Below are 25417 nucleotides of genomic sequence, written 5' to 3' on the forward strand. Positions count from 1 at the left end.
ATGAACAAGTCATCCATCATAAATTTATTAAAGGTATCTGCCGTGGCGCTGGCCTTGCAGGCCTGCGGTTCGTCTGAGTCAAAAGATAAAAAAACAGAACCTACCGAAGCTCCTGCAATTGAAGTAGTAAGCGTGCAAAAAGGTTCAATCAGCACATCATTCAATGTTCCAGGCGAACTAATAGCCTACCAACAGGTTGATCTTTACGCCAAGGTGAATAGCTTTATTAAAAAGCTATATGCCGATATAGGTACGCAGGTTAAGGCAGGCCAGCTATTGGCCACCATGGAAGCACCGGAAGTAAACTCACAGCTATCAGGAGCACAATCAAGGCTACAATCACAAGAAGCGTTGTACCAGGCCAGCAAAGCCACTTACAAACGTTTGTTAGAAACAAGCAAAACCCCAGGCACGGTATCGCCAAACGAATTAGATCTTGCTTTGGCCAAACAAAACTCAGACCTGGCGCAGCTACAAGCTGCTCGTGCTGCTTACAAAGAGAGCGGTGCAAACCGCGATTACCTTACCATTCGTGCACCATTTGATGGTATCATCACAGCACGTAATGTAAGCGCGGGCGCGTATGTAGGCCCATCAGGTAAAGGCTCTGAAATGCCTGTATTTACTTTGCAAGAGCAAAAGAAATTGCGCCTTGCCGTAAGTGTACCGGAAAACTATACCGGTGCCTTGAGCAATAGAAGCGAAGTAAGTTTCACGGTAAAGGCATTCCCCGGAGAAACCTTTAATGCTAAAGTGAACCGTTTGGCGGGTGCATTAGATTCTAAATTGCGTGCACAACGTATTGAGATGGACGTAACAAATACCGGTAAAAAATTATTACCGGGCATGGTGGCAGAGGTACACATACCGGTTGCAGGTGATGGCGGTGCTTTTGTAGTACCAGCCAAAGCGGTGCTTAACTCCACCCTTGGTGTTTATTTAATTGCTATTGAGGATGGCAAAGCTAAATGGGTATCCGTAACTGCAGGTCGCCAGGCTGATGATAAGATCGAGGTATTTGGCCAGCTTAATCCCGGCCAGCAAATTGTTAAAGTGGCCAGCGAAGAAATAAGAAATGGTAGTGAAGTAAAAACCACACCTACGAAAGATTGATACTCCGTAAGGTTTATTTGTTTAGTTGAAAAGGCCGCCTGTTATAGTCGGCCTTTTTTGTAAAGTTCTAACAACTTCTGGAAACAAGAATTGAAATTTGAACTGCCGTTGTTTTGTGTCATATATAGAATACTTTGCAGATGCCTGGTAATTCCATGAATCGTGCTTGACCTCATCACCTTCATTATGAAGGTGTTGATATTCGCGCACCCTTTTTTGCGTAAATATGGTCTGGTATCACCAAATTCCGGAACTTTTAAGCTTATCGGTTTACCGTGGCGCGCATCTCAAATCTTCATTCAGGCATTTTAAGTTGCAGCCCTTCAAAACTTATGACACCTTCCTGGATTGCCTTGCCAACAGCCTCGGTCAACTGTTGTTTCATTTCCTCGGTGATCCTGGCAAACCCTAATGACTTAACGATCAAAGGCAACGCCTCCTGCTCTGTAATACGAATTGAATCGTTAACGACTTGCTGTATTGCACGCTGCAATTCTTGTGGTGATATCAAAGAAAGTTTCTTGTACGCTGGCGGCAGCTTATTTCGGTCACGGACTTCAACAGGCTGCCCGGGCAGCAACAAAAAGTTTTCCTGAATAACTACTTTGCCTGCCTGAATAGCCTGTTCTAACGCTTGCGAGAGCGTATATCGAATTTTTGAGCCCAACTTTGAGATACCTGCCGCTTCGGTGATCCTTTTGGCCACCTCATCAAAATGTACAGGTCCTTCAATTGCCACTACTTCAGTTATCCAATTACCCAATTCCTTAAAAGTGTATAGATGGAATTCAGGGCGGATATTTTCAATATGTATTTCGGCAAGACGATATTCATTGATCTCTGCAACAATTTGATTGTTTTCTTCGCGCGTCAACTCCAGCTCGTGTATATCATGATCACGATCATTTTCGACAACAAGATTCTTTGCTTGTTCAACGGCCTTGAGCAAACGCTGTAATTCTCTGGATGGATTACGGTACCAGTCGGTGCTCCATACGCGATATAAATTCCAGCCAAACAATTCCAGTACCTGGTTTCGAAGCCGATCTCGGTCTGTAGCTGAGGTGGCGCTGGCATAGGCATTACCATCACATTCTATACCCAATAGGTAACGACCAGGATTTTCCGGATCGACGACTGCCTGATCGATATAAAATCCAAGTGAGCCTACTTTGCTGCGAACGGTGTGACCTGCTTTTTCCAGTTGCGCGGCTACTTCCTCTTCAAATGGCCGAACATCATTCGAAATGACAGGTTCAGATTGATCGAACTTAGCATGTTGTGCAAAGTACAGAAAGCTTTTCAGCGTCCGCAGACCAAACCGGGCGGACTCTCCTACTTTGATGTCTTCTGAGGTAATATTTGTAAACACTTCGCACCGCATTTTGGCCCGCGTTATCAATACATTTAAACGGCGCTCGCCGCCTTCATTATTGAGTGGCCCGAAATTCATTGGAATTTTTCCATCTTCTGTCCGGCCGTAACCTATACTTATCAGGATCACATCGCGTTCGTCTCCCTGTACGTTCTCCAGGTTTTTGATAAAGAACGGTTCATCTGCACGGCTATAAAAAAACGGCTCGGTAGCTGGATTGGCTTTGCGTTCTATCTCCAGGGCGGCCTGGATGGCTTGCGCTTGTGCCGTACTGAAGGCAACAACGCCGAGGCTTCGGGATGGATACTTAGCGGCATGCTCTATCACCGCTTTAGCAACGGTAACTGCTTCAATAGGGTTTGTCCGGGTTTTACCGCGGTCATAAACCGCATTTGGTAGATAATGAAAGCGCAGGCCCAGATCCTGCCTTGAGCCCGGACTCGGGAAGATAACCAGCTTATCTTCATAAAACTCATGATTGGACAAAGTGATCAGGGATTCGTGCTGACTTCGGTAATGCCATTGCAGCATGCGCTTAGGTGCACCTTGTCCATCACACATACCTAAAATGCTTTGCATATCCGCGGTTACGTTATCTTCTTCTTCGATATCCGTATTTAACTTATCAAAGAAACTTGTTGGAGGCAATTGACGGGTGTCGCCTACAACCACCAATTGCCTGCCTCTGCTAATTGCACCAATAGCGTCAACCGGTCGCACCTGGCTCGCCTCATCGAAAATGACAAGGTCAAAATCTATCGCTCCTGCAGGCAGAAAATTAGCAATAGACATCGGGCTCATCATCCATACAGGTTTCACAGCCTGCATGGCTTGCCCCGCCTCTTCTACCAGTTTGCGGATGGGTAGATGACGGGTTTTTTTATTGAATTCGGTTTTTAAAATATTTACCTGGCCGCCTGCATTTGCTTTAGGCAGATCCTCCCAATGTTTAAGCGCAACCCGTGCCCGGTTGTAGTATAAATTTACCTGGTCCAGTCTACGAAACTTAGCTATTGCCTCTTCATGGCTGGCCCGCTCAAATTTGGAAAGTTCCGGGCTAAGCTGGAAAGCTTTTGTAATTAAATACTCATACCAGGTCTTTTGGAGACTGATCTTCAATAATTCACTTGCGCCCTCCCAGTCAGTTGCTGCTTGCACAAGATAGCCAAAACCGTTCTTTTCAGCTTGTGATGCCAGTTGATTCCAGTCGATAACTATTTGAAGGTCATCAAAATTATTTATCCAGGTTGCCCATTGGCCCGTTTGTTCATTGAACATTTCCGGAAAAACACCCATCTGTAACGCGTTGAGCGCCTGCTGTTTTTCCTGTTCGACTAAATTAATAAGTTTGTCTAACGCATTCAGGTAACTGCCGGCAGTCCCGGCCGGTTTATGCATTGCCAAATAGGCAGACAAGGTTGGATCGCTAACACCAGCTAAATAAACCGCAGCAGCGCTAAGCGACGCCCAATCAGAGCGTTGTTTTTGCCAGCGTGTATCAAACAAATTAGAAGCAAACTGATCATACTGGTTAAGCAGCCCTTCCAGTCGCCTTGCTTCAGAAAGCACATCGATCAGTTTTAATTTTTCGTTAGCTTCTGATGGTAACGTAATTTTTAACAAAGCCGCCAGTTGCTGCTTACTTTTACGGTAGCTACTGTTGAGGTTACGATACCACTTATCACCATAGGTAACGATGTTCCGGCGTATTTCCAGGATATCCTGGGTCCATGCCTCAACCACAAAGGTATCCTTATGATCCCGGTACAGTACAGCGAGTTCTGCCCCGGCCTCAATTAATTCTTTGATATCTTCCGCTTTGGTTGACCAGGCAGCATCGGCTAAGTTTAAGCCAGTCAGATCTGGCGCGGCTGCAGCTTGTGCCAAAAAATCTTTAAGCAAAGGCAAGTCCGACGCCTGTTCCGGCATTGTAAAGCCCGTAGTTTCGCTTATGGCAGTTAGTAAGGTAAGTAATTCCGCTAAGGAGTTTTGAGCGGTTTGCAGCCGCTGTAGAAGGGTGGCCTTATCATGTTGTAAAAGGAAGAGCAAACCGCTGCCGTAGAACAACAACCCGGACGGTGTTCCGACATCTTTCAAACGCGCCTGAATTCGGTCTGCAGTTTCTTCTGCCAGCCTGATCTTACTGAGATCCCATTGCTCAATATCGGGAATATTTAGCTTCATCAGGTTTTTACCATCTGTCAGCTCATCAATCTGCAATAAATATCCAATGACCTGCTGTGCACTCAATCCGCTTCCCGAGAGCTGGTGATTTACAGCACGGCAGTATGCATTAAGCTCTGCTCTGTAAATTTCCAACATTTGGATCTCCAACTCCAGCTTTGCGGTCTGAGGTTTACCGAGGTCCATCACCCTTTTGATCTCCTGCAGTACCTCTCGCTTATTGGTCTTATGGCTATGAAGTTCCAGGCAGGCCACACCTAATTCAATTTGATCAAGCCTACGTTTAACTACGTCAAGTGCCGCCATTTTCTCAGCTACAAAAAGCACTTTTTTTCCGTGGCCAACGGCATTAGCGATAATATTAGTGATCGTCTGAGATTTGCCTGTGCCGGGCGGCCCTTGTATAACCAGGTTGCTACCGTCTTGTACAGCCAGCATAGCTAATAATTGTGAACTATCAGCATCTACAACCCTAAATAACTCATTTGCTTTGGTATCCGTATCCAGATCCTCTTCTTCGTCCAAACTGTCTTCATGAAAACCCGTTGCCAATAATGCCTTAACGTTAGGGTGTGCTTCAGGCTTAATAGGGTCCGGCCACTTCGATGTATCCAGATCATTATATATCAAAAATTTACCGAAAGAAAAAAAGCCAAGCTCTATTGCGTTGTCATCCACTGTCCAGCCCGTTTGCATTTTGATATGCAGACGAACAGTGGCCATATATGCTTCAAGATCGAACTCTTCGGCTTCGGGAATATCAGGAATATTGATATTGAAGTCGGTTTTCATTTTTGCCTGTAGAGACAGGTTGGCACCTATTTCGCTCCCTGTGTAGCGCAGACGAAAACGTTCCTGGGCACTTGAGCGTTCCAGACTAACCGGTATCAAAATCAATGGTGCTGAGCGTTGCGTATCGGCATCGGCGCTATCATGCCAGCACAGCATACCCAAGGCAAGGTAAAGCAGGTTAACGCCCTGTTCTTCGATACTTGTCCGTGCAAAATAGTAAGTATTGAGTAACCTGGACTGTAGTTTTAATTCATCTTCTTCTGTTTGTAGCTTAGTATCGTGATATTTTTCTTCACCTTCAAGAAATAAACCACCTTCTTTTAAAGCCAGAAAGGTCATGGACTTTTGCTGGCGTACCAGAATATCATATACTGCGGAAGAGCGCTCGTCGGCTATGTGCAAGCCTTTACCCTTAGTGATTTTATAATTAAGTAACGGATTACGAAGCCCCAGATCAAGGAGTTCTTTCCTTGATGATTCTAACCGCGAATGAATAGTTTCGTCCATAGCCAAAACTAATGATTCTCTATGATTTTTGAAGTAACCTTAGAGCCGGGCTAAACTGTAATCCATAAGCATGATAATATCATCTATACCAACAACGCCTGCAGGTGGCGTATATGGCAAATTAAATTCATTAAGCTGATTGATACTTTTCCAGTATCACAATTCCGTCTTCATTGCCTTGCTGCGCTGCAAGGTCAAACACCGACATGCCACGATTATCCACCAAGGTTATATCAGCATTATGTTCCAGCAATAATTCAATCAATTGATTTCGACCAAACATTGCAGCAAACATAAGTGCCGTTCCACCATTTCCATGCTGCCGGTTAAGGTCTGCACCATTTTCTATAAGTAGTTCAGCGATCTCCGGATACCCTTTAAAGCAGGCACCCATTAGCGCGGTGTTACCGCCAAGGTCGGCAGCATCGGGGTCTGCACCGGCTTGCAATAGGTACTTGGCTGCATCCAGGCGGTTATTGTAACAGGCTATAATGAGTGGTGTATAACCTTTTTCGTCAGTCGCGTTTAGGTCAATGTCGGCAGTAATCAGGCCTTTTAAGGTATCAACTTCGCCCATCCGGGCGGCGTTGATAATAGGTTGAATATCATTGTTCATAGATGCAATGTAAATTAAGCAGGTATCAGTCTTGGTTTTTCACGTTCCCAAAAACGGTGTTGCCCAATCATTTTGATCAGCAGGTTGGTAAAGTTCTTGTCGGCTTTCCCAACCAGTATACCTTCGCGTAACACGGATGCTTCAGAAAAATCAGAAGGCAGCTTTTTACTGAAATAAGTAGCATCGATCACTTGTAAAGCGTCGTCGGCAACAGCGATAGGTTTGCAATGCTTAAATGCTTCGTTTAAAAAGTGAACGGCATTAGCTTCTGCTTCCAGCGTAGCTACTGCGTTGGTGCCGCCGGCAACATAAACGGCATCGAATAGTACTGAGGCAGCGGTGAGAAAGCTTTGGTCTATAATGATCTGTGTGTCATCCGCTGCAGTTATGTAGCTCTGTCGCGGTGCGATCAGTTCAACGGTAGCTCCCTCGGCAACCAGGGCATCCTTGACAACTTTAATCGAGGCTGCGTCTGCACCATCAGCTGTCAGCAAGGCAATTTTTCGGCTTTTAATGGTGTCCTTCACCGTATTAGCCATACTAAGTGCCTCTGATTTTGCTAATGCACCTTCCGCCTGCACGGACTGGTAATCGGCCGGATCTCCATCCGCCGGGATACTTTGATTAGTAGATGGAACTTCAGGTAAATGTAACCTCAGCCCGTAGGCCACCTGGGCAGCTAACCCCTTGTCGATCTGCAGCAAAATGCCCAGCATCCGCTCACGGATAGCTATAGTTTTAACTTTACCCAACTCAAAGGTGAGTGCGTCAACGATGTGATTTCTCTCCGGGTCTGACTGGCTATTAAGAAACAACCTGGCCTGGCTAAAATGATCAAAGAAGCTTCTATTACGCAGGCGCTCCTTACGGGCCTCAATGCGCTCGCGGTAACTTACAAATCCACCTGCCGATTCTTTGACCTGCTGAGGATCGTTATTGCCTATCAAATTAGGATTATAGCTCACTTTACCACGGTTGATAGTTTGGCGCATAAAGCCATCACGCTGGTTATTGTGTACCGGAACAATTGGCCGGTTGATAGGAATTTCCTGGAAATTGGGCCCGCCTAAACGGGTCAACTGTGTATCGGTGTACGAGAACAAACGTCCTTGTAACAGCGGGTCATTCGTAAAATCTATACCCGGCACTACATGCCCAATGTGATAGGCGACCTGTTCTGTCTCCGCGAAAAAGTTGTCGGGGTTGCGGTTCAGTGTCAATTTACCAACACGCTGTACGGGCACCAATTCTTCCGGTACAAGTTTAGTCGAATCCAGGAGATCGAAGTCATATTTGAATTCGTCTTCTTCCGGTATGATCTGTAAGCCCAATTCGTATTCAGGAAAATTACCGCTTTCGATGGCGTCCCACAGATCCCGGCGATGAAAGTCAGGGTCTTTACCAGAGATGTTCTGCGCTTCATCCCAGGCAACTGAATGGACTCCCAATAATGGTTTCCAATGGAATTTTACAAAACTTGATTTACCTTCAGCGTTGATGAGGCGAAAGGTGTGAACGCCAAAACCTTCCATCATTCTTAAACTACGAGGGAGAGCACGGTCACTCATTGCCCACATAATCATATGCGCCGATTCAGGCATCAGCGATATAAAATCCCAAAAGGTATCGTGCGCTGAAGCAGCCTGCGGAATTTCATTATCAGGCTCGGGCTTAACAGCGTGAATCAGGTCGGGGAATTTGATAGCGTCCTGAATAAAGAAAACCGGCATATTATTTCCTACGAGGTCAAAGTTTCCTTCTGTCGTATAAAATTTGGTTGCGAAACCGCGCACATCACGTGCAAGGTCTGAAGACCCTCTTGAACCCGCAACTGTGGAAAAGCGTACAAACACCGGTGTTTCGGTCTCAGTATCATTCAGAAAGGCAGCTTTGGTATATTCACCTAACGGTTTATATAATTTAAACACACCATGCGCGCCAGACCCACGGGCATGTACCACTCTTTCTGGGATACGCTCGTGATCAAAATGAGTCATCTTTTCCCTAAAAAGAAAATCTTCAAGCAATGAGGGGCCACGATCTCCTACCTTTAATGAGTTTTGGTCATCATTTATCGGTAGTCCGGTGTTGGTATTCATCTGCTCGCCTGCAGCGTCAGCAGTGTGCTGAGCAAGACTTTGGGTCTTCGCGTTTTCGGGTTGAGGTGCCAGTTGTTTGTCAATAGCCGCCTCGGTACCCATTTTTGGTGATGGTGTCTTTGCCATGTTATGCTTCGTTTGCTGCTGTGTAGTTTATATCGTTCTCTGCTACCTGTGTTAATTTCTCATCTGCTGCTTTCTCTTCCGCCAAAGTTTCTGCAAGCAATGCTGCGATGTTATCCAAGCCAAGCGTAATGGCCAGTTGATGCAATCCGCCGTAAGTGGCGATCTCGTAATGTTCAACCTTTTGTGAGGCTAAAATAATTCCCACATCCCGTGTCGCCGTTCCTGACTCGGTGCTTTCAATGATGCTTTCGCCTTCCTTGGTCAGGCCCTCCATTGCATCGCATTTTTGCGCCTGCACTTTTTCACCCAGTAGTTCGAACACTTGCTCCAGGCGATATACGTGATTTTTTGTTTCTTCCAGGTGATCTGTTATACCATTCGCAAGCGATTTTGATGTTGCCGATTCGATCATTTTTGGCAGGTTTTTAACCAAATGGTTCTCTGCCCAATAAATGTCTTTAATGCCGTCTACAAATAACCCCAGCAAGGCCGGCTGATCTGTGGGCGATGTTTTAGTGCTGAATTTCGGTTCTCCTGATTCTTTTTTCATAAATATGCTACGAGTAGATGATTTGTTAGATTGCGTATGCTGGTCTGAACTGCAAAAACAATAAGATGATGCGGCACGGCAATGAGTAGTTCTGATTAAACCATCAGCTTAGATAATTGTTCTGCTTTTTTATTCAATATTTAAATATTTGAATTATTACTCAAAATCAAGTTCGGTAAGGTGAAAGCTCGTAGTATGTGCTCTGGGTGTATTTAGCCCTATAAAAAGGATAATCGAATTTTTCAAAACAACATTGGTTATATTAATATACAACGACTTCAGGTGATGATTTATACTGTCGCACCAGTGCGTTGGCCAGATATAAACAAATGCCGGTACCAGTAATTCATTGCAGTATAATGTTAACTTTTTAAATAAAAACATTATGTCGTGCAATGCTGTATTATACATAACCTCTCTCTTAGCGATTCGTTCCCAAACGGTCAACCCATCGCTTTCCCAGCAGGCGTACATTTAACTAAAATTATTATGAAAAAGTTAAGTATTTTTATGATCGCAGCAGGGCTGCTCTTGATCATCTGTGGTAATGTATTTTACAAACATCATCAAAACCCGGATGATAGCGGAGGTTCCGCCTCAATAACCACTTTAAATGGCAATTGGTCAGTTAAGATTCCTGCATTTATGGGTGGCGTCGTATTCCTTTTTGGTGCAATATTTTTATATGTTGATGCAGATATAAAAAGAAAAAACAAGGGTCTCGCGCAATAATACAACACGACTATGCTGTCGCAACCCATCGCTTCAGCCATTTATATCCGGCTGCGCCAATAGATCTGTCCTATTGGTGCCGGATGCATTTTACCGCTAATAAGGTGAAACGGCTTTTAGTCGAGGGCGAAATCGGAGGTTATAAGCTTAATACATGCTTTTGTTGCGCACTTGTTATCAGGGAAAACAATAAAGCATAACCCTGATATTATCTTATCCCAATCTCTGCAATTGCAGGGTTGCGGTTATTGATTATTCGTTTAGCGGCAAGTTTAAAGTATCTTGCAGTAATTGGTTTACCAAGTGATACAACTTGCTTTATAGGATTTGAAATGATATTGGCAAATTCTCCAATTGAATTGGCAGACCATGTTTTACCGTCATCACTGGTATAAAATTCATAACTGTTGATGATACCCTCAGGCTTTTTGTCTTGCCTTGGGAGATAAGTGAATGCGGTGATTAATTTGGGTTTACCCATATCAACAATGATCTCGCGAATATCAGACTCTTGCTCATTTTTTTCATCGAACCAAAAAGTTTGCTCATTGTCGTCAATAGCACGATTTAAAGCCTCCGGAATAGATGGTAAAGATGACGAAACGCTCCAACCGTTTTTATCCTGATCAAAAGTGGTTACTGCTACTGCACTTTGTTTTTGGGAATTAGAAAAACTCAAAGCTTTGACCGTACCTCCGTCTACTAACGAAAATGGGCCATTATAGACTTTTGAGAGAATACCTGGTGACTTGCCGTCAATAGTGTAGCGTAATGCCCTTACCGGCGCATCAGTAGTTATTTCAATTTTACCGTCTTTGGTTTTACGGATGATCGGTGGGCTCAGATGATCTGGTTCTTTGAAAAGGCCAAAATCACTCAAGGCTATACAAACCGGAGCGAAAACACTTAACCTGATTTTTTGAGCCAAAATATTTGTTTTAAGCCGAATAAGCCGGTTGGCTCCAATAGAGGTCACACCAGCTATTTTCACCCAATTATTGTCAATAAAAGCATCGATCCTAACGGAATCAATACGCTGCCCGAGTTTGATGTTTTCCCGGAGTCTTATCACATTAAAGACTTCCGGTCTTTTGAGATCGATCATTAATTGTGGATGGGCGACGTTGTCATTTGTTGCCCAGTAGCTATATCGGTCAGGATCAGTTAAATGCTGTGGTCCAAATAATCCTGCATTTTTTCCACGAACATCTGAGGCTGTAAATTTAGCTTGTTTGGCAAGGTTCACGGCAAATGTTGACCGGATGATCGCACCAAAGTCTTTCAGGTTTTTGGTGTCTTCCATTGTTAACAATCCGCTTTTATCAGGTGAAAGGCCCAGATCCAGGCATGCTCCTCTACCTACACTTTCATAATAAAGCTTAACCAATTGATATGGTGTCTTGGACTGCCCATCTTCCGACTGGTGATAGAACCAGCCGGGTCGCAACGGCACATCGCACTCCGCAGGTATCCAATACTTGCCATCACGGGTTCCGTTCACGCTTTCCCAGTATTTAACGTTTCCATTGGTGGGGTTGTCGCCCTCAACTGCATGAGGCGTAAAGGTCTCCCAGCAAGGTTCGCCGGCAACACCCTCCTCATTACCTATCCATCTCACATCTGGCCCCGCGTCTCCGAATATTGCGGCGCCCGATTGCAATTTCCTTGTTATCCTAAACGTGCTGTCCCAACCGTAATAATTGGATTTATCGATCTTACGTTGTGATCTGGCACCTCCGTAAAAGCCATCCCCCCCGTTCGCACCATCATGCCATGACATAAAAAGATCACCATAGTTCAGGTACAGTTCTGTCAACTGTTTCCGGTAAACTTCCGTTACGTATTTACGATCACCGTACAGTTGATTATTTCGGTCCCATGGAGAACAATAGATACCCATTTTTAAGCCCAGTTTTTTACAAGCCAATTGGTATTCTTTAACGATATCGCCTTTACCGTTTTTGTAAGGGGTATTGCTAATATTATGACTGGTTGTTTTGGTAGGCCATAAACAAAATCCGTCGTGATGTTTGGCAACAACTACAATACCCTTAATACCTGCTGCTTTAACGGTAGCAAGGATTTTTGAGGCATCAAAATGCGAGGGAGCGAACGATGAAAGCGGTTCATCACCATATCCCCACTCTTTGTCACTGAACGTTGCCATGCTAAAATGAATTATGCTATACATTTCTGTTTCCTGCCAGTGTAATTGCCGTTCGCTGGGCAAGCGGCCATAAGGCTTCGGAGCAGATTGGGCAAATAAAATTACAGGGATAAATAAGAATGAGGTGATAATCAGGGTTGAAAATCTCATTTTGTAATCAGTTATGTTCAGTAAAAATCATTTTAAGAATGCACTTAGCTATATCATGTCATCGGTCTTTAAAAGTAATAAACCTTAATAAAACAATGAATATCAAAAGAACAGGTATCACCCAATAAATCATCAAGAATATCATATGTTCCAAAAGCTTACACATCATTAGTAACATTTAACAAAAAAGTGCCGCCCGCACTTGCGACACTTTTTAACGATTTTTGGACGGAAATAAGAACTTCGTGCGTAACATTAAATCAACTAAACATTAACAAAACTTAATTATTCGTACACATTTATCTCTGTAAATGATTTGTAATATCCCACCTGTAACCGGACATACCTGGCGTTTATCGCATTAAAGAAATTAATGTAGTTATTGACCGGAGCAGCCGCTGAACCTCCGGTGTTAGCTACGGGTTGATATGTACCTTGTGACGTCCAATCTGTGCCGTTGGTACTGGTGTATACTTTTACTGATGACGGGTAATCGTCAATACCAAATTGAGGAAGGATATTGTTGAAGGCATTACTGTAAGCGATTGTTTTCACCTGATGAGAAGTGCCCATATCAATCGTAATTGATTCATTACCATTTTGGTAGTTGGATACCCAGTCCGTGCTGTTGTCTCCATCAATTGCGTTAGCCGGTACGTAATTGGACGCGCCGTAAAAAGACCCATCGAATGAGGCTGTCGCATTAGTCACCCAACCTTGCCTGTTCAATAATTTAGAACCTACAGCACTGGTATTATTAGTGTTGTTCAGGTTATTGAATGACAGCTGGACGTAAACAATCTTATTGGCATTTAACACGTATTCATCGCCATTGATCTTTGTGATCATTAGAGGGAGCAGGTAAGATTTTGTTCCATCAAATTTTGACAGATCAGGAATGTTAACGTTGAAAGAAGCTGATTGACCGGAACCTATGGTTATACTTGTTGCAGAAAGCGAATATGAACCATCCGGAAAGGCAGTAAACCCATTACCATAACTTGCGATCTTTGTATTGTCCGTAGCAACGCCGATGGTTAAATTATTAGGTGACGCCGGGCTCACATTGATCGTGATCGGCGTAACTGCTGCAGCACCTTTAGCACCTACAGGATAGGTAAGGGATACCAAATTACCGGAAGTTGTGGTAAGCGTAGCAACCGGTTGTTTTACGTCACTAAGGGTAAGATTGATATATACCGTTCTTACCGAGTCGCTTAAAATCGCCGATTTATCACCTGAGACACTTAAAATGGTCACAGGTAATAAATAATTGCTTGCTCTCAGGCCTTTCAAATTCTTAAAATTCACTTTTACAGAATCGGTAGAAAATAAATTTCCAGCCTTAATGGTTACACCATTTTTAGGTGCCTGCAAATCATAGTAAGCAGCCGGCAATAACCGAAACTGCGTACCGTTGACCGCATTATAGTTTGCAACTTTATTAGTATCTACACCAATGGATGCTGTAATATCTACCCTCGCTGCCTTGGTCAGGTTTAAACCAACTGCAGCAGTGCCACCAGTAGTACTTAGCGTCGTCAGATTTTGCGTACGATTCAAGTTCCCGGTTCCGGAAATTGACAGGAACAGATTATTTGAGGCAGGCCTTTGACTATATTTGATATCGCCGTTATCCTTTTTACAGGCGAAAAGCATTATCATGCAGAAAGCTGTTAGACCTGCCGCTATTGTAAACGCATTGTATTTTTTCATGTTACTTATAATTGAATAGTTAGTTAGGACATCTGATACCTGCCGCCCAATTAGCGTCAGCATCTAATGAAAAGGTATAACCATGGCCTGAATAGTCATTTATAATTTTTCCTTTTCCTTCGTTGAATCTCCAGTAGGCAACCAAACCCGGTGACGAGGGGTCTACTCCACAAAAGCCATTTTGCATTTCACCTGTCGTTAACGCCTTCGACCAAAGTCGAACTTCACTCACATATCCGGGTAGCGGTTGACCGTCAAACAGCAAGTCTAATTCATTAAAATTAAATTTGGCCCCGGCGGCTGGGAATGATCCATCTGCCACACCATTTACATACATGGTGCAAGTGTTGCCATCAAACACACATGAAACCGTATACCATGTATTGGTGGCAAATCGTGTTTTTGAGGATATTTTACCGGCCGTGTTAATCCATTGCAATTGGTTTATATCGTCAGATAGTTCACCAAACCTGAAAAGATTAAAGGAATGCCCGCTGTTATCAGCTAAAGTGTCCTGAAAAACCCCTAACCTGCTGATATGAAAGCCGGAACCGAATTGGGAAACATTTATTCGAAACTCAAACGTGAAATTTGGAAGACTTAAAACTTTGGGGAAAGTTTTCACAAAACTTCTCCCGTTTGTGGTATTGAAAACGCTTGTTACTACCACTTTATTCAATTTCACAAAAGCGGTTTTTGAGGTTTCCAAAACCTCCAAACTCTGTTGCGGAACACTTATAGATACGGGGATCATGTAGTTACGTCCGTCAACAAAATTGTCCGTGTTTACTATTTTCAATGACACGGCGCCAGACACATTTGTACCTGCTTTGATAGTACCTTCATTTCCTATCAATGTGAAGCTACCCGCTGGTGGAACGCGGAAATTCGTTCCGTTTTTTTGGTTATAGGCTGCCAGTAAGGTAGTGTCTATTTTGAACGTAACGTTTACATCCTGGTTAACAATACCACTGGCTGTAGCCGTGATAGCAGTACTCGATCCTGCACCGTCAACAGTAAAATTCACGGTGTTGTTCACATCAGTGCCTGTAACGAGCACCTTATCCTGATAAGCGGGTTCTTTTTTGCAACCTACAACTGCGACACCGGCAACCAGCGCGATCAAACCCAAAAAGAATATTGAAAGGCTGAAATATTGTGTATGTATGATTTTTTGATTTTTCATGATTTATTTTTTTGCAGGATTACAAGCCTGTATGGCTTGCCTGATGTAACCATAAGGAGCAGGATTATAATAATCACGCTGGCCGTAGAATACCCCAAAGCCCCCCTTGCGGCCTTGTGTAGGGTTCCACTGACCGAAACCCAACAAAGAGGTCACCGTGTTACCATTTACGTCTCTGAACTGAACACCGCCGGTCGAATAATAGTCGCCGAAAGTTTCGGCAGGATAATATTGACCTGGTTTGTAACCGCCGCTTATGCTATTATAAGCGCTCTGTAAACCTGCTGCAGATCCATTACCGTAAGCTTGCTGTACAACAAAGTCAACGTAGGGTGCTAACACATTGGGCGGGGTATCGCCATAATAATCGATATCCAGGATTTTTCCGGTTCCGGATTTTGGCCCAAGAAATTGAGAAAGCCTCAACATCAATTTGATAAAATTATCCTGATTCTGATAAAATCCGCCGTTAGGTTCATAGTCCACATCCAATCCGTCCAAATCGTGGTCATAGGTATCTTTAACAAGTGCGTCTGCAAAATCCCTGATGCCTTTATCATCCTGTGTATATTTGGTTAAGCGGTCTTGTGTTATCAGTGTTACGTTGAGCATCTTTGTCCCTTTAACCCGCTGCGAAAATCTCATTTCCTTGTAATCGTTCGGATTATTTACAGAGTCCGGCATCCCGCCCCAAAGACTGATGATATCAACGCTGTCCGGCACACCGGCAAAACGTTCCCCAAGTGATGCTGTAGTGGCGCCTTTTACGTTATAATCTGCCAGCCAAAGAAAGAATTTAGCGTGGTCCGAATTTTTATAGGCACGTAATTTAATATAGTAGTCGTCGCTGTAAACGGTAGGTTTTTGCAGGTCCAGCGGTGCCGGTATATTCTGTTTTTTGCACGCAGCTATCGAACATGCACATACAAGCAAAAAGCCCAGTTGAATGCATCTTTTAAATTTCATTTTCATAATCTATTAGTAAATGCCCAAACGTTATTTTTTATCCCACCAAAGCTTTGTCCCGCCATTATCCGGACCGCCAAGCAATGCCACGCCCGAGGCAACACCTGCAGGATTGGTGCTATATTGGTTTTGGGTGAAGGGTAGCCTCCGAATTTGTGTAGTGGTGTTGATAGTACCGGAACTGTTGTTGACCAGCACCGGCAGAATTTTTGGATACCCGGTCCTTCTGAATTCGCTCCAAGCCTCCTGTCCGTCAGGAAAAACAGCGATCCATTTCTGCGTTATGATGCGTTCCAGGCTTTTCTCAAATGAAGCGTTGTCATCCCATTTGATTGTAATGTTGCTGGGGTTGCTGTTGAAGCTATTGCTGCTGTTTACTGGATCCGTGTAACTTGTTGGCGTGCTGGTAGCATCACTTAGATAACCCGATGCATCACCTGCATTGTTTTGGGCAAAAGATGCGGTTACACCCTGGGCGTAAAGAATGCCTGCACCGCCGCCACCCATGTTCCAGCCTCGTAATGCGCCTTCGGCACGCAGAAAAAGCACCTCAGGGTAACTCATCCAGGGTATTGATGTGGTTTGATTCACATTTATTGCCGAACACTTGATGTAACCGCTACGATCAACATTAATACCTGTACGAACGCCATGGTAGCCTCCAAAATCAGACGCCTTAAAATACGAGGAGATACGAGGGTCATTATAGCCTTTCAGGTAGCACTCCATCGTGGCACCCATCCTTACATCCCCAAAACTGTTGGTTATCACTTCCAGTGGGTTGTGATAGTTGTAATTCGTATAAGTGCCCAAAGCAGCGTTATCTCCATTTGCCGTAAATACACCATAAGAATCATTGACTGCATCTTCTGCGTTTGTTTTGGCCAAAGCAGCATCAGCGTAAACAATACGCATAGCCATCCGCAGCCTGAGGGAATTAGCAAATCTTATCCATTTGGCATAGTCACCCGCATAAACCGCGTCGTAATTTACCAGTGGCTTTCCTGAAGGGTTTTTCACGAGGTAATCCTTAAGTACAGTTCTTGCGGAGTCTAACTCTTTAAAGAAACTCTGGTAGATCACCTGCTGACTATCGTAGTTAATTGTCGCATCTGAACTACCTGCACGTGTGTAAGGCATAGGGCCGTACATATCTGTAGCACGCTGGAAGGCCGCAACTTTCAAAATTTGTGCTAAGGCGTAAACATCAGGCGCCTGGGTTTTAACCGTTTGCTGTATGGTTTTATATGCGGCAAAAACCCCGATATAGGCGCGGTCAAAATAGGCACCGGTCCAGCTGGGTATCAGATTGTAAGTTGTATTATTTGAACCACCAAACCACGTACCTGTTGCCCCTTGTTGTCCTGAAAATATATCCCCAGCCAGATTTTGCGTGATCTGATACATTTCGTCCCCGAAGTTGTTCGGCCCGGTACCCTGGTTGGAAATGGGAAAAACGTTTTTCTCCATTTGCACGATAAATACCCCAATGTAACGGTTATCCGCCTTGAGCATTTCCGGTGTGACCTGGGTAGGGTCGGTGTTAATGGCATCAAAATTCTTCGTACATGAGACGAGGACACTGATGGCAATTAGGCTACACGCCAGCATCGCTCTTTTGATGCTTAAGCAGCGATAAATATTTTTGATCATTTGCGTATGAATTGATGTTATTAAAATTGAACCGATACGTTAAAACCTATGCTGCGGTAACTCGGCTGTCTGAACATATCGATACCCTGATAAAAAGTTCCGGTAGAGGCGGTTGACTCAGGATCAAACGGTGCTTTATTGTAGAACATAAACAGGTTTTTCCCGGTCAGGCCAAGCGTTGCTCCTTTCAATTTATTGCTGAAAAAAGAAGCCGGAAAATGGTAGCTCAACATTGCCTCCCTTAGACGCACGTTTGTTGCACTATACACATAAGGAGCGCCAATACCAGTAGCGCCGCCGCCGGTTACGGCATAATAATCTTTCGCAGGAACGAGCCCCCCGTTGATAAATACGCCACCGGCTGCGCGCGCATCGGCAGAAGCCTCGGAAACACCATACCTATCCATAAGGGCCTGGGTGGCAGATACGCCTACTCCACCTATTCGTGCGTCAACTAAAAAGCCCAGCGAAACTCCCTTGTAGGTAAAGTTGTTACGCATCGCAATATTATAACGGGGATCGGCAGTTCCGGCATAGATGTACTTGTTGTTATCAGCAAAAACCTGCCTGGTACGCGGATCAACTACGATATAACCATATTCATCCGTTTTTAATGTGTTAACATAAATATCACCCGTTGTACCCCCAACTGTTGGCCTTTGCTGATAGTTGCCGAGTGTTGCAGCTACTACCGAATCTTGCGGAATAAGTTTTCCCTGCGAATTCGGAATGCTGTAAAGCTCCCTAATCTTGTTCCTGTTGAATGAAAAAACCACATTAGAAACCCATTTAACAGGGCCAATAACAGTATTGACACCCAGGTTTACTTCCATACCTTTATTATCTACCCTACCCGCGTTGACACGCTGTTTTCCCGAACTGTTTTGACCGGCTGTATTTGCCTGGTAATCAAATATTTGGTTATAGGTTGATGATTTATAACCGGTTACGTCCAGGGTGATAACGTTATTAAAGAAGCGTGCATTGATACCGGCTTCGTATGATTTTGTACGTTCTGGTTGTAATGTACTGACAACGAATATCCCTTCGGTATTTACCGTGTAATTACTGAAAGGATAATTTGGATTGGTCAGGTATGGATCCGGTGGTGTACCCACTTCGCTGTATGATCCTCGTGCTTTGAGATAAGATAAAGTATTGGAGTTTATTTTAAGCAGATCGGTAATAATTCCAGATAAACCTACCGACGGATAAAACAATGATACGTTAGTTGAACGCGATAGCCCTGAATTCCAGTCGTTACGCCCGGTTACATCTAAAAACAAACTGTTTTTGTAAGCAAATTGAGTAGTACCATATACAGCCTGGTTTTGCGTACGGTTAAAGCCGGGAATTATTTTAGTTCTGGGGCTACCAAGATCGACATTTGATGTGATAAAGAAATTTGGAATTGTGGCTAAGTCGCCACCGAAATAATTTGAAGTTCTCTGCCTATTGTCATAACTGGCACCTAAAAATGCATTAACGCTAAAATCTTTTATTTTGTGAGTAGCATTTAAAAGAACATCAACATAAGTTTGATATTGACTGGTATTATTTATCGCGTATAGCCCATTAACGCCTGCTAATTCTGTGGTAGTGGAAGCACTATTTTTAGTTTCATTGACCAATTGTGTATTATCATACTTAGCGCGCGATACGACATTTAGCCAATTGTTGATCGTATATTTAGCTGTTGCATTAAGTAGATAGCGGCTGGTTTGGTTAGTATTAATATCTCTGTTCACTATCCAATAGGGATTTTGCATGGCATAACCCTGACTACCATAAGGCCAGAACTGCGTTTTGAAATTCCGGGTGGCATCATAACGCTCATAAAGCTGATATTTCGCTATGTCCTCATCTCTGGGCAATAGATATGCGCTTACCAGCGGATTGTTGTATAAACCCTGTGTAATCAGATTTTGATCGTTCTGCTTTACATACATCACCCCGAGGTCCATCTGCAACTTATCGTTGAAAAAATTTGCGGTATTGCGCAAGGTTAGGTTCAGGCGGTCTAACTTATTATTAGGGATAATTCCGCTACCATTTGTTTTTGCAGCCGAAATATAAGTTTGGTTTTTCTCAGTACCGGTTGATAAGCTCACACTATTATCCAGGTACATACCGGTTTGAAAAAAGTCTTTCGGGTTGTACGTAGAGGGTGTAGACAATTTAGCGCCCCAGCTATCAAATGCGCCAGGACTTGAAGCGCCGTACGTATTTTGAAATCTTGGTAACACGAAGGGACTAAAAAAGCTGGTACTGCTTGAAAGGCTGACATTGGTTTTGTTAGCTATACCTTTTTTGGTCGTGATCAGGATAACACCGCCTGAGGCGTTGCTCCCGTACAACGCGGCTGCTGCGGGGCCTGTCAAAACAGATAATGATTCGATGTCGTCAGGATTTAGCTGCGAAATACCATCGGAACTTGCATTTGCACCATCAAATACACCGGGAACACCTGTACCGGCACCATTGAAATTGAAAAGTGGCACTCCATCAACAACATAAAGTGCGTTATTTTTGCTGTCGTTCAGCGACTTTGTACCTCTTAAAACAACTCTCGCTGAACCACCAATTCCGGTAGCACTGGTATTAATAGTCGCACCTGCGACCTTACCAATCAAGTTATTAACAAAGTTACCGTCGTTCTGTGCGTTGATGTCGTTACCCTTAAGTTCCTGAACATTGTATGTAAGAGCTTTTGCTGACCTTTTAATACCCAAGGCGGTAACCACAACTGCGTTAAGTTCATTTTTAGCTTCCTGGAGTATAATATTTACAGGGCTCTGGTCTTTAATGGTATACTCCGTTGCTACGAAGCCAACATAAGATACCACAAGCACGTCACCAATTGTAGCATCTATTATAAAATGACCATTTACATCACTTACAGCACCTTTCGTTGTGTTCTTGACTTTTATGGTAACACCTACAAGGGGTAAGCCCTTTTCATCTGTGATTTTACCTGTGATTTTTTGCTGTCTTAACTGTGTCTTCTGTAACTGAGCTGCAGAATTGTCTGGTTGTTCAACACTCAGCACAATTATCTTATCCTGCAACTGGTATCTGATAGGCTGATCTTTAAATATCATGTTCAGCACTTCAGGCAATTCAGTGTTCTTAACCATTATGGTTACAGGTTTGGATTGTTTGTAAACACTTCCGCTGATAATAAAGGAATAGCCGGTTTGCAAACTGATGTTTTTGCAAACTTTTTTCAGTGATGATCCCTTTTCGGTAAGGCTTATTTTTTGCGCCAGTGAAGCTGCACTGACATGGATAAAAGATGCAATTAGCATCAAGGTGGTCAATCTCATAATTTGCAGCACTTTGTTTACGCACCGATTGGGCAAAGCACACTTAGGCGTATAATTTTTATACATTTGTATAACTGGTTTAAAAGTTAATAGGAATAGGAAATTGTTAACGTAATCCAGCCTTGGCTATTAGTGTTCGAGCACTAATAGCTTTTTTTGTGATTACGACCATGTAGAGCGTAATTATTCTTTGATCATAATCCTCCTTCCCGTAGTAACAATGTGAATCTTGGGTGATTTTACAAGTGTCAAAACCTGATTCAGATCCAGAAATTTAGATACCCTGCCCGTAAAAGTTTCTGAAGGTATTTTTCCTTCAAAAACAACTTCGACGTCATACCACCTGGACAGTTCTCGCATTACCGTTTGTATATCTGCATCGCTAAACTCGAAATAACCTTCCTTCCAGGCAACTACTTCCTTTGTATCGACTTCTGAAACAGTCGTCCCGACCACACTGGCAGCAGCTTGCTGACCAGGTTTTAGGATATTTTTAATGCCATAAGCGGTTACCTTCACCGAGCCTTGGAGCAAGGTTGTTTTAATGTCCGGCTCATTGGCGTAAGCATTTACATTGAAATGCGTTCCCAATACTTCAATCGTTTGCCCTTTAGAGACAACTTTGAAAGGTTTAGCAATATCATGTGCAACTTCAAAATAAGCTTCCCCTGATACCTCTACAATTCTTTCCTTTCCAGGGAACGAAGTTGGGTACCTTATGGATGATGCTGCATTTAACCATACGTTTGTTCCATCAGCTAAGACCAGGTGATATTCGCCGCCGCGCAAAGTAGCCATCGTGTTATATTCCACTTTACTGCTCAGTGATGTCCCGGTGTTATAAACGATGTTATTATTACTATTTTTCGTGATTATTGCGTCACCCTGATTTGCCAACACGCCCGCTTTCGCGTCATTCAAGACGATCTGCCGACCATTACTCAAGGTTAATAATGTCTTTGAAGAAGCAGGTTTGATCAAAGCGGCAGAAGTCAAAGGCTGAACCGAATCATGTTTAAGGTAAGTTTGGAGTAATATAAATCCCGCTCCGAGAGCAACCAATACAATTGCTGCAATAGCAAAAACAGTACGGATAAACTTTTTGGAATTGAGTTGTGGTTGCTTAGCAGTGCGCTTGCTAATCTCATCATAGATATTTTCAAGTAACCTGCTTCTCTTTTTAGCCTTGGTAAACTCTGACATACCGTCCGCGTACTTTTCTGATGACGGCGGATTATCGTACCAAAAATCTATTTGCCTTATTTCATCTTCGGTGGCTATCCCCTCCTGATATTTAGCAATCAGCGTCAGTATATGCTCATCGTAGTTACCTTGCTTTTTGTTCATATAAGTATACTCGAACAAGATGCGCCAAGGTTCTATTCAAAAAACAAAAAAGAACTAAAAAATATGTAAATACTTGATATACAGTCAATTATTTTATTGAAAATAATTATCTCTTGGTTGACAAGAAAATCAGCAGCAAAAACAGCAAATCTGCCTCGTTCTTGTTCATTTCCTTGCGGATTAATGCGGTTGCTTTGCAGATGTGCTTTTTAACTGTGCTTACAGATATACCCATGCTTTCGGCAATCAGCTGATGCGAAAGGTGTTCGAAACGGCTTTTCACAAAAACTTCCCTGCACTTAACCGGTAACTTTTCAACTATTTCCATAACATCACGTTGCATTTCTTTCAAAGACATTTTCTGATCGGGGGCGTCATAATTAGTAGACGTTTCAGAAAGGATATTGCTGATGTGCCTTATATGCATTTGTTGCGAGCGGTAAGCATCGATCACCTTATACTTTAAGGCTGCCCTGAGGTAAATTGTAAGCGAAGTTCGAAGTGAAATTTCCTGCTTTCGTAAGAATAGACTTACAAATACCTCCTGAACCACCTCTTCTGCATCCTCACGGGACCCGAGACGACGGTAAGCGATGTTCAGCATTTCTTCCCAGTGCCTATTATAAATTTCCGTGAATACGGCATCGTCCCCTCGTTTTAAATTAAGGAGCAATTGTTCTTCATCTAATTTTTCGTAACCAGGCACGGGGTTAATTGGCTTATAATCTGCTAAGTTAATTAAACGATAGAAGATTATTACTTTATTCTTGAGACATTTGTAATTGCATTAATTTTGGTTTGAGGTCGCCGTCAGCTGGTGCATGGGGACTCTTTTAAAATTTGGCCAAACCATACATCAACCTGATGCCATTCACCCAATTGATCAAACCCCAACTAATTAAAACTGACTCCAAAAGAAACAACCCCGTAGCTGACTTGATGGGGTATTGATAGCAAACGACATGCAATAAGTCAGCGATAAAGGTAACTTTTCAAAATCTCGAAGCAGCCACAGTAACACAATACAATAAAAAAGGGGAAGTAATTATTTACTTCCCCCTTAGATCAGTTGGTTATGTGTTTTTGGATCTTATAACTAAAGCTTAGGGAAATAATAGGTTTTCCCTGCATCCTCAAACACTATATGCTCGCCTGATGGTTGCGTTTCGTATTCCAGTTTTGCTACGTATTTGCTAAAGGCATTGCCTGCAAATTTCTTTAGATAACCTACCAACACGGCGTTCTTATTAAGGTTACCGGCAAAAATGTAGATGATCTTGTGTACGTCGCCGCCGGTATCCTTGTAATTTTGCGGATGGCCATTCCAGGCATAGGCCGGCAACCACCAGTTAAAATGAAACATCAGTTGTACAGCATCTTTACTCCAATTACTTGCATTTACATGGGCAAATAAAGTTGAGTTAAAAGTTTTAACAAAGCTCCATTGTGCATCTAAGAAAACTTCCTTGTACTTATCATTTAACGAGATGTCGACAAGGAAATCAAGAAGCTTTTTATCGGCTTTAATTGTTTGCAATGCAAAACTTGCTTCTTTAACACAGTTCTGGGTTGTATCAACCACCTGCAGTATGGCGTTGGTGTTTAAGGCTATACCAACGTTGTTAAACTCTGTTTGTATATCACTATGAGCGCTGAATACACTTTTAAGCACTTTGGCAATATTGGCACCTGCTACCCCCCTTCCCCAGGTAACCACCATATTATCATAAGTGTTAATTGAGGTGTAACTGCCCTCGCTCCGTAGCTCTTCCCATATCCAGGCATCTACAGTGTTGGGCTGTATAGATGCGGGCTGTGGCTGTGATTTGCCTGAGAATGGATCGTACATATACCCATTCTTCACCTTATTTTTATCGGTAAGATGCTCGGGTACGTTGGCCCGGTTAGCTTTAATGGCTGTTATAAAAGCAGCCAGTTCATCACCCGGAGAACTAACAGGCGACTGGCTTAAATTGCCGGGCCATGCTACAGCAACCGGCGGGGCAGACACCAAATTGTTCTCTTTTGGCGCTTCTGCCTCATTAGATGACTGCTGGCCGCCGCCATTGTTGTTTTTGGGAAACTCTTCTTCAACAAGGGGTTCTTTTTCTTCGTTATTACTCTCTTCAGGTTGCTCCTCTTCAGGTGTTTCCTCTCCGTTGTTTGATGTTTCTCCTTCTTCAGTACTACCCTCTCTTGGCGTTTCCTCTTCTTTGGTTGATGTTTGTCCTTCCTCAGTATTACCTTCTTCTGGCGTTTCCTCTTCGTTGGTTGATGTTTCTCCTTCCTCTGCATTACCTTCTTCAGGCGTTTCCTCTTCGTTGGTTGATGTTTCGCTCTCTTCAGTATTACCATCTTCAGAAGTTTCTTCTTCGTTGGTTGATGTTTCTCCCTCTTCAGTATTACCCTTTTCAGGCGTTTCCTCTTCGTTGGTTGATGTTTCTCCCTCTTCAGTATTACCCTCTTCAGGCGTTTCCTCTTCGTTGGTTGATGTTTCTCCCTCTTCGGTATTGTTTCCGTCGGTTGCGCCGTCTTCGCTGGTGTTCTCGTCAGCTAACTCTGTGTTATCCTCATCAGTTGCGCCATCTTCAGAACCGGTTTCTTCGTCTGAGGTAGCGTCCTCGTCAATTGCGTCGTCTTCAGATGTGGTTTCTTCGCCTAAGGTTGTATCTCCATCGGTTGCGCCTTCTTCGCTGCTGGTTTCTTCGGCCGAGTCTATTGATGTCTCATTAACAGGTTGTTCATCGTCACCACCCCCGTTTCCGTTTATATCGGGGCTTCTGTAAAAGAATTGCTTTTTCATGGTTTGTAT

Annotated in this window: 15 protein-coding genes; 2 read left to right on the forward strand and 13 right to left on the reverse strand. The window is 43.4% G+C overall.

The window, feature by feature from the left end:
- On the forward strand, positions 1 to 1113 hold the full coding sequence (locus tag INP83_RS16670) for an efflux RND transporter periplasmic adaptor subunit (RefSeq protein WP_219125155.1): 1113 nt from the start codon (positions 1 to 3) through the stop codon (positions 1111 to 1113).
- A gap of 295 nt (positions 1114 to 1408) precedes the next feature.
- On the opposite strand, the gene INP83_RS16675 is transcribed toward INP83_RS16670, so the two are convergent.
- From INP83_RS16675 to INP83_RS16690, 4 genes are all read right to left on the reverse strand, one after another.
- On the reverse strand, positions 1409 to 5971 hold the full coding sequence (locus INP83_RS16675; protein WP_219125156.1) for a DUF3320 domain-containing protein: 4563 nt from the start codon (positions 5969 to 5971) through the stop codon (positions 1409 to 1411).
- 130 nt (positions 5972 to 6101) lie between these two features.
- A complete protein-coding gene (locus INP83_RS16680; RefSeq protein WP_219125157.1) occupies positions 6102 to 6587 on the reverse strand; it encodes an ankyrin repeat domain-containing protein in 486 nt (161 codons plus the stop codon).
- Between the two features lie 14 nt (positions 6588 to 6601).
- Complete coding sequence (locus tag INP83_RS16685) at positions 6602 to 8812, reverse strand: catalase (RefSeq protein WP_219125158.1); 2211 nt, start codon at positions 8810 to 8812, stop codon at positions 6602 to 6604.
- Between the two features lies 1 nt (position 8813).
- Positions 8814 to 9362, reverse strand: coding sequence for a ferritin-like domain-containing protein (locus tag INP83_RS16690; protein WP_219125159.1), 549 nt, complete (start codon positions 9360 to 9362; stop codon positions 8814 to 8816).
- Between the two features lie 489 nt (positions 9363 to 9851).
- Here INP83_RS16690 and INP83_RS16695 point away from each other — a divergent pair, with 489 nt between their 5' ends.
- Positions 9852 to 10094 carry a hypothetical protein gene (locus tag INP83_RS16695; RefSeq protein ID WP_219125160.1) on the forward strand — a complete coding sequence of 81 codons (243 nt, stop codon included), beginning with the start codon at positions 9852 to 9854 and terminating at the stop codon, positions 10092 to 10094.
- Positions 10095 to 10302: 208 nt separating this feature from the next.
- On the opposite strand, the gene INP83_RS16700 is transcribed toward INP83_RS16695, so the two are convergent.
- From INP83_RS16700 to INP83_RS16740, 9 genes are all read right to left on the reverse strand, one after another.
- Complete coding sequence (locus INP83_RS16700; protein WP_219125161.1) at positions 10303 to 12411, reverse strand: alpha-L-fucosidase; 2109 nt, start codon at positions 12409 to 12411, stop codon at positions 10303 to 10305.
- A gap of 285 nt (positions 12412 to 12696) precedes the next feature.
- Positions 12697 to 14127: a BT_3987 domain-containing protein gene (locus tag INP83_RS16705; RefSeq protein ID WP_219125162.1), complete on the reverse strand. Its 1431-nt coding sequence runs from the start codon at positions 14125 to 14127 to the stop codon at positions 12697 to 12699.
- A 19-nt stretch (positions 14128 to 14146) separates the two neighbouring features.
- The gene (locus INP83_RS16710; protein ID WP_219125163.1) at positions 14147 to 15313 is read right to left on the reverse strand and encodes a DUF1735 and LamG domain-containing protein; all 1167 of its coding nucleotides are present in this window, start codon (positions 15311 to 15313) and stop codon (positions 14147 to 14149) included.
- A 3-nt stretch (positions 15314 to 15316) separates the two neighbouring features.
- Entirely contained in the window at positions 15317 to 16279 is a 963-nt protein-coding gene (locus INP83_RS16715; RefSeq protein WP_219125164.1) for a glycoside hydrolase family 18, read from the reverse strand.
- A gap of 30 nt (positions 16280 to 16309) precedes the next feature.
- The gene (locus INP83_RS16720) at positions 16310 to 17932 is read right to left on the reverse strand and encodes a RagB/SusD family nutrient uptake outer membrane protein (RefSeq protein WP_219125165.1); all 1623 of its coding nucleotides are present in this window, start codon (positions 17930 to 17932) and stop codon (positions 16310 to 16312) included.
- Between the two features lie 20 nt (positions 17933 to 17952).
- Entirely contained in the window at positions 17953 to 21258 is a 3306-nt protein-coding gene (locus tag INP83_RS16725) for a SusC/RagA family TonB-linked outer membrane protein (protein WP_219125166.1), read from the reverse strand.
- A 183-nt stretch (positions 21259 to 21441) separates the two neighbouring features.
- Positions 21442 to 22605 (reverse strand): FecR family protein, encoded by a 1164-nt coding sequence (locus tag INP83_RS16730; RefSeq protein ID WP_219125167.1) that lies wholly within the window; start codon positions 22603 to 22605, stop codon positions 21442 to 21444.
- A 106-nt stretch (positions 22606 to 22711) separates the two neighbouring features.
- Positions 22712 to 23311 (reverse strand): RNA polymerase sigma factor, encoded by a 600-nt coding sequence (locus tag INP83_RS16735; protein ID WP_219125168.1) that lies wholly within the window; start codon positions 23309 to 23311, stop codon positions 22712 to 22714.
- 390 nt (positions 23312 to 23701) lie between these two features.
- Entirely contained in the window at positions 23702 to 25408 is a 1707-nt protein-coding gene (locus INP83_RS16740; RefSeq protein ID WP_219125169.1) for a hypothetical protein, read from the reverse strand.
- Between the last annotated feature and the right edge of the window lie 9 nt (positions 25409 to 25417).

The organism is Mucilaginibacter sp. 21P (assembly GCF_019331605.1).
GTDB classification, from domain to species: domain Bacteria; phylum Bacteroidota; class Bacteroidia; order Sphingobacteriales; family Sphingobacteriaceae; genus Mucilaginibacter; species Mucilaginibacter achroorhodeus.

Bases quoted from the DNA above. Each gene is read 5' to 3' on its own strand.
- INP83_RS16700 (WP_219125161.1), bottom strand. From the start codon at position 12,411: ATGAGATTTTCAACCCTGATTATCACCTCATTCTTATTTATCCCTGTA.
- INP83_RS16740 (WP_219125169.1), bottom strand. From the start codon at position 25,408: ATGAAAAAGCAATTCTTTTACAGAAGCCCCGATATAAACGGAAACGGG.
- INP83_RS16690 (WP_219125159.1), bottom strand. From the start codon at position 9,362: ATGAAAAAAGAATCAGGAGAACCGAAATTCAGCACTAAAACATCGCCC.
- INP83_RS16720 (WP_219125165.1), bottom strand. From the start codon at position 17,932: ATGATCAAAAATATTTATCGCTGCTTAAGCATCAAAAGAGCGATGCTG.
- INP83_RS16680 (WP_219125157.1), bottom strand. From the start codon at position 6,587: ATGAACAATGATATTCAACCTATTATCAACGCCGCCCGGATGGGCGAA.
- INP83_RS16705 (WP_219125162.1), bottom strand. From the start codon at position 14,127: ATGAAAAAATACAATGCGTTTACAATAGCGGCAGGTCTAACAGCTTTC.
- INP83_RS16685 (WP_219125158.1), bottom strand. From the start codon at position 8,812: ATGGCAAAGACACCATCACCAAAAATGGGTACCGAGGCGGCTATTGAC.
- INP83_RS16670 (WP_219125155.1), top strand. From the start codon at position 1: ATGAACAAGTCATCCATCATAAATTTATTAAAGGTATCTGCCGTGGCG.
- INP83_RS16695 (WP_219125160.1), top strand. From the start codon at position 9,852: ATGAAAAAGTTAAGTATTTTTATGATCGCAGCAGGGCTGCTCTTGATC.
- INP83_RS16715 (WP_219125164.1), bottom strand. From the start codon at position 16,279: ATGAAATTTAAAAGATGCATTCAACTGGGCTTTTTGCTTGTATGTGCA.
- INP83_RS16730 (WP_219125167.1), bottom strand. From the start codon at position 22,605: ATGAACAAAAAGCAAGGTAACTACGATGAGCATATACTGACGCTGATT.
- INP83_RS16675 (WP_219125156.1), bottom strand. From the start codon at position 5,971: ATGGACGAAACTATTCATTCGCGGTTAGAATCATCAAGGAAAGAACTC.
- INP83_RS16710 (WP_219125163.1), bottom strand. From the start codon at position 15,313: ATGAAAAATCAAAAAATCATACATACACAATATTTCAGCCTTTCAATA.
- INP83_RS16725 (WP_219125166.1), bottom strand. From the start codon at position 21,258: ATGAGATTGACCACCTTGATGCTAATTGCATCTTTTATCCATGTCAGT.